Annotated in this window: 4 protein-coding genes, 1 rRNA gene and 1 pseudogene; 5 read left to right on the forward strand and 1 reads right to left on the reverse strand. The window is 38.3% G+C overall.

From position 1 onward, the window contains the following. Positions 1–71 precede the first annotated feature (71 nt). From I6E11_RS13980 to I6E11_RS13990, 3 genes are read left to right on the forward strand one after another with little or no spacing between them, the layout of a single operon-like run. On the forward strand, positions 72–713 hold the full coding sequence (locus I6E11_RS13980) for a DedA family protein (RefSeq protein ID WP_235338754.1): 642 nt from the start codon (positions 72–74) through the stop codon (positions 711–713). A gap of 49 nt (positions 714–762) precedes the next feature. Further along, a complete protein-coding gene (locus tag I6E11_RS13985) occupies positions 763–1,410 on the forward strand; it encodes a DUF47 domain-containing protein (protein WP_154045106.1) in 648 nt (215 codons plus the stop codon). Positions 1,411–1,425: 15 nt separating this feature from the next. Continuing rightward, positions 1,426–2,439 (forward strand): inorganic phosphate transporter, encoded by a 1,014-nt coding sequence (locus I6E11_RS13990; RefSeq protein ID WP_154045107.1) that lies wholly within the window; start codon positions 1,426–1,428, stop codon positions 2,437–2,439. Between the two features lie 109 nt (positions 2,440–2,548). On the opposite strand, the gene I6E11_RS13995 is transcribed toward I6E11_RS13990, so the two are convergent. After that, positions 2,549–2,980, reverse strand: a complete 432-nt coding sequence (locus I6E11_RS13995) for a hypothetical protein (RefSeq protein WP_204404448.1) — start codon at positions 2,978–2,980, stop codon at positions 2,549–2,551. A 219-nt stretch (positions 2,981–3,199) separates the two neighbouring features. Between I6E11_RS13995 and I6E11_RS14005 the strand changes: the two are divergent. Beyond that, positions 3,200–5,085 (forward strand): annotated as a pseudogene (locus I6E11_RS14005) (IS1634 family transposase). Positions 5,086–5,742: 657 nt separating this feature from the next. After that, positions 5,743–6,090 (forward strand): 16S ribosomal RNA (locus I6E11_RS14010); the annotation flags it as partial.

The following is a 6,090-nucleotide window of genomic DNA, read 5'->3' on the forward strand; positions in this document are numbered from 1 at the left end:
GGATTATTGTTCCTGCCTGCCGCAATATGAAAATTAAATTCTTTTTTATATGCTAATATCAATTTATTTACATGTATTTTTTACTGGATTTTATCTTTAATATAGATCGACATTTGATTGAAATAGTCCAAACATACCATGCATGGACGTATATTATATTATTTTTAATTATTTTCTGTGAAACAGGTTTGGTCGTTACGCCATTCCTTCCCGGCGATTCATTACTGTTTGTTTCAGGTGCTATAGCCGCTCTTCCCGGTGTGCCGATTGAAATCAATATCTTGGTTTTGGTACTTTTTGTCGCTGCCATTTCTGGTGATTCTTGCAATTATATTATAGGCCATTTTTTTGGAAAAAAGTTGTTTGGCAGGAAAAATTCTGGCATATTCAAACAAGAACATTTGGATAAGACTCACGAGTTTTATAAAAAATATGGAGGTAAGACAATCATCATAGCACGTTTTGTGCCAATCGTTCGTACTTTTGCTCCGTTTGTGGCAGGAATGGGGAAAATGCATTATTATTTTTTCATGATATATAATGTGGCAGGTGGTGCTTTATGGGTTGCGTTATTCTGCTATGCCGGATATTTTTTCGGAGACCTGCCTTTTGTACAAAATAATTTGAAACTTCTTATAGTGGCAATCATTGTTATTTCCATATTGCCTGCCATAGTGGAAGTAGTAAGAACCAAATTGAAATTAAAGAGATAAATTATAAAAACTAATTAATCAAACAGGAATTAAAATACAGTGTATATTTATGAAAAATTCTTTTTTTAGCCGATTTGCGCCGCAGGAACCCAAGTTCTTTCCGATGTTAAAACATTTGTCGGAGATTCTTATTTATTCTTCAAACTTGTTAGTAGAAAGTTTTGAACATAATACACCGGAAAAACGTAGTGAATATTACAAACGTATCAAAGATGTCGAGCGCGAAGGCGATAAACAAACTCATCAAATTTTTGATGAGTTGGGAAAAACATTCATAACGCCTTTCGACCGTGAGGATATTCATGATTTGGCATCAACGGTAGATGACGTGATAGACGGTATAAATAGCTGTGCGAAGCGTATAACTATTTACAATCCCCATCCGATTTCTGACAGTGGTAAGGAACTGAGCAAGTTGCTTCAGCAAGAAGCGATTTATATTGGAAAGGCGATGGATGAACTTGAAACGTTCCGTAAGAAACCGGCCGCATTGCGTGAGTATTGCGAGAAATTACATGATATTGAAAATCAGGCAGATGACGTATATGAGTTGTTCGTAAAGAAATTGTTTGAGGAAGAGAAGGACTGCGTGGAATTAATCAAAATCAAAGAAATAATGCAGGAATTGGAAAAAACCACAGATACTGCCGAGCGTGTTGGGAAAATATTAAGAAATCTTATTGTTAAATATGCATAAAGGCAGGGAAAATACATGGAATTATTAGTTATCATCATAGTATTGGCTTTGATATTCGACTATATCAACGGTTTCCATGATGCAGCCAATTCAATAGCTACCATCGTTTCAACAAAAGTTCTAACTCCTTTTCAGGCTGTAATATGGGCCGCGTTTTTCAATTTTGTGGCTTTCTTCATTGCCAAATACATTATTGGTGGTTTCGGAATAGCCAATACAGTGTCTAAAACGGTTGTAGAGGATTTCATAACTTTGCCTATAATATTGTCCGGTGTCATTGCTGCCATAATATGGAATCTATTCACGTGGTGGAAAGGCATTCCTTCCTCCTCGTCCCATACTCTTATTGGTGGATTTGCAGGGGCTGCCATCATGGCGCATGGTTTTGGGGCTATTCAATTGAGCATAATCTTGAAAATTGTAGCTTTCATCTTTCTGGCTCCTTTTATCGGAATGGTGATAGCCTTTGGTTTTACTTTGTTGGTGTTGTACATATGCAGACGTGCGCATCCTAGTACGGCAGAATTATGGTTTAAGAAATTACAACTTGTTTCTTCTGCCTTGTTCAGTGTAGGTCATGGATTGAACGACTCCCAGAAAGTCATGGGTATCATTGCTGCTGCTTTAATTGCGGCTCATTCGGAAGGCCTTGGCATGGGAATAAACAGCATTAATGACTTGCCTGATTGGGTGGCTTTTGCCTGTTTTACCGCTATTTCTTTGGGTACAATGTCCGGAGGGTGGAAAATTGTAAAGACAATGGGTACACGCATTACAAAAGTGACACCTTTGGAAGGTGTTGTCGCAGAAACTGCAGGAGCCTTTACTTTATATTTGACGGAATTCTTGAAAATACCTGTAAGCACGACCCATACAATCACTGGAGCGATAATTGGCGTCGGGGCTACTAAAAGACTTTCAGCGGTACGTTGGGGAGTGACCAAAAGTTTGATGACTGCTTGGATTTTGACCATTCCTGTCAGTGCCATATTGGCTGCTGCAATATATCAAATAGTTCGTTTTATTTGATTCTTAATAAAAATATTATGCAGACTCCAATATTGATGTTTCTTCAAAGGTACATCAATATTGGAGTTTCTTTATCCGTTTGTGTCTATCCGTGAAGGTTATATTTTTGCTAATCGAAAATGATTTCCGGATTTATATTCTTCAGTATTCCGACCATTTCATTTCTGTTTTCTGGTGCAAGACATGTTTTTTTTCCGTTCTTTTCTTCTACTATGGTGTCATATGGAATATTCAGGGTAAATCTTTTTTTGTCTTTCAATAAGGTGATTTTTTTTATTTCCGCGATTTTGATTGACTTTGATTTGAAATCTTTCACATTGAGTATCCCGTCTGTGATATTATATTCCGTGTTGTATATGCGTATGCATGATGTGAGTGCCATAAAAATGAAACAAGCGATAAATGCTACCAGGTTGTCTATGTTTTTTTCTGATAACAATACCAACACTAAACATAAAGCTATCGCGGTGACTGAATACATCATTGACATCCAAATGCAGCTTTTTGCCTTTTCCGACATTCGTGAATTGAAAGTTTTCATTTTATAAATGGTTTAATATGTTTTTTTAATGCAATAAAACAGTGTTTAAACAGTATTTAAACGGTATTTAACCCAAGTTTGATAGCCAAAAAAAATTTTTAGTTATTTTTTAGCTGTATAATTTCACTAATCCATTGATTATCAGCTTTAGCATTTCTCAAAATTAAAATGTAGTACACAGAACTGTCTTTGTAATGTTGTATCTTTGTCCCACTATGCATTTTATGTCTCAGCTTAGATACCAACCCGAAGACTCAAAAAGATGACTGGTACTACCGCATCAAGGAGTCATTCCGCGACTTGAGTGGCCGCGTTCGCAGTCGTGTCATGCTGAATGTAGGATTTATTACAGAAGAGTACCGTGCTGAGGACATCAGAGATATTGGAAAATGTCTGACTTATCTTCACGAGCATCAGGCAGAGATAGACCTGTTCGGCAATCCGTTCTCCAAGTATAATGAATTTGTACAGCGTAAGACCATGGAGTACTGGGATTTGATGGTTAAGAACGGTAGTGTTGACGCAGTCAAGGCTACTATTGAAGAGTCACGTGAGAAATGTGAAAGATTGGTTGACGTCAATACCATTGAACATACAGATGCACGTGAGATTGGCGCTGAGTGGATGTGCCTTCAAGCTTTACGGGAATTGGGCTTGAGAAGTTCCTAAGGAATGAAGGCTGGAGCGAAACCAAGATAAATACAGCGTTGGCACACCTTATCACCCGTACCATATATTCATCCTCCGAGCTTAAATCCATGCGTATCATGGATGAAAACTCTGCCGTATGTGAACTGGTCAGTGGGAATCAGGACTGGCGACCGGGCTATCAGTCCATATATAAGGTAGCACCTGCACTCTACGAACTTAAGGATAAACTCGAGAAGCATCTTTGCATGAAGACGGACGACCTGTTTAACATCACAAACAGGATTGCCATATTTGACTTGACGAACTTTTACTTTGAAGGTAGAAAGGACAACAGTAGAAAAGCCCAGTTCGGCCGTTCTAAAGAGAAACGCTCCGACTGTAAGCTTCTTGTACTTGCCTTATGCATAAATAAAGAGGGATTCATACGCTATTCTTCCATTTTAGCAGGTAATACAGCAGACCCGAACTCCTTGCCTGATATGGTGGAGACACTCAATTCAAAGACAAGAATGCCTGGCACCCCCAAAGAAAAGGTCCTGGTTTGTCTTGACGCAGGTATAGCCACTGAGGATAATCTGAAAAAGATAAAGGAGAAAGGATACAACTACTTGTGTGTAAGTCGCAGACGGCTTACTGACTATGAACTGGATCCTGAGACGAAAACCGTAACCGTGCTTGACTGCAAGAAGCAGCCCATCAGACTTACACAGGTAAAGCATGAAGATAACGGTGAGTATTATCTGGAGATTGACTCGGCAGCCAAAGGTCTCAAGGAAACCTCAATGAACCGCAAGTTCAAGCAGCGTTTCGAGGAAGAACTGGAAAAGATAAAGGATTCCCTGACAAAGAAGAACGGAACAAAAAGTTATGTAAAAGTCATAGAACGTGTAGGCAGAGCCAGACAGAAATATCCGTCTATCTCCAAATATTATGTTATTGATTATATACCAGACCATACTGAAACACCTAAGAACATGGTTGACATTCAGTGGCGCATAGCAGTGCCTGAGAATGTAGACTGGGACAGCGGGATATATTTTCTCAGAACAAATGTGGCTGATTTTGATGAAAAGACAACTTGGGACTATTATAATCTTACCCGTGAAATCGAATGTACAAACAGGCAGCTCAAGACCGACCTGAATCTTAGACCGATATATCATCAGAAAGATGATCACTCTGATGCTCATCTGTTTTTGGGATTACTCGCATATTGGGTTGTCAACACAATCCGTTACCGCCTAAAGCAAACAGGTATGACACATTACTGGACTGAAATAGTAAGAATAATGTCCACCCAAAAGGCTGTCACTACAGAAGCCATCAACGCATTGGGTGAAAAGGTGCATATGAGAATCTGTAGTGAACCAACCTTAGCGGTAAAAGATATTTATGAACGACTAAAATATAAGAAGATGCCATTCAGAAAAATCAAAATAGAAAAAAGTTTGTAGTACACAGAGGAGCAAATGAAAATTGCAAAAGACTGAGTAGCAAAGAAAAGCATAAATTTACTATCAAACTTGGGTTAATGAGATTTTTCATATATTGTTACCTTTATATAATATATATAATGTGTGAAAAATCTTTACATTAGCTTCTTCGAAACACTTATGTAAAAAAGTTCGTTTCATTTTTCATTGATTAACAGTAAGTTATGTTTTTCAGCATAATTCTTTGAAAAAAAAGTTGTGCAAATTATTGCAGGAAAGAAAAAAGTGCGTACTTTTGCATCCGCTTTCGAGAGGGAAGGCGGTTAAGTTGAAATGTTGAGAAGGTAGTAGAGTTGTTGTAAGGTTCTTGAGTATCTTACCTTGTTAGTATACAAGGGAGCGAGAAATATTCCTTCGGTTTTTGGCTTCGAAATTTTTTCGAAAAAATATTCGAAAAAAATTGGTGGTTAAAAATAAATCGCTTACCTTTGCAAACGCTTTCGCTTCCAAAACGGAAGTAAGTTCTTTGAAAGATTTTAAATAAACAAACAGAATGTAGTACAAGCGTCACATTATATATATGATGTGATGAAAAAAGATAAACCGTCAATTGAAATAAAAAAACGGTATCCTGAACAGAGACATAACACATCCTTTGCGGATGTATAAAAATATTTTACAATGAAGAGTTTGATCCTGGCTCAGGATGAACGCTAGCTACAGGCTTAACACATGCAAGTCGAGGGGCAGCATGAACTTAGCTTGCTAAGTTTGATGGCGACCGGCGCACGGGTGAGTAACGCGTATCCAACCTTCCGTTTACTCAGGGATAGCCTTTCGAAAGAAAGATTAATACCTGATGGTATGGTAATATTGCATGATAATACCATTAAAGATTTATCGGTAAACGATGGGGATGCGTTCCATTAGGTAGTAGGCGGGGTAACGGCCCACCTAGCCAACGATGGATAGGGGTTCTGAGAGGAAGGTCCCCCACATTGGAACTGAGACACGGTCCAAACTCCT

Source organism: Bacteroides caecigallinarum (assembly GCF_021531075.1).
In the GTDB taxonomy this organism is placed as follows: Bacteria; Bacteroidota; Bacteroidia; order Bacteroidales; family Bacteroidaceae; genus Phocaeicola; species Phocaeicola caecigallinarum_B.

Excerpts from the sequence above, each read along its gene's own strand:
- I6E11_RS13980 (WP_235338754.1), top strand. The coding sequence starts at position 72 with ATGTATTTTTTACTGGATTTTATCTTTAATATAGATCGACATTTGATT.
- I6E11_RS13985 (WP_154045106.1), top strand. The coding sequence starts at position 763 with ATGAAAAATTCTTTTTTTAGCCGATTTGCGCCGCAGGAACCCAAGTTC.
- I6E11_RS13990 (WP_154045107.1), top strand. The coding sequence starts at position 1,426 with ATGGAATTATTAGTTATCATCATAGTATTGGCTTTGATATTCGACTAT.
- I6E11_RS13995 (WP_204404448.1), bottom strand. The coding sequence starts at position 2,980 with ATGAAAACTTTCAATTCACGAATGTCGGAAAAGGCAAAAAGCTGCATT.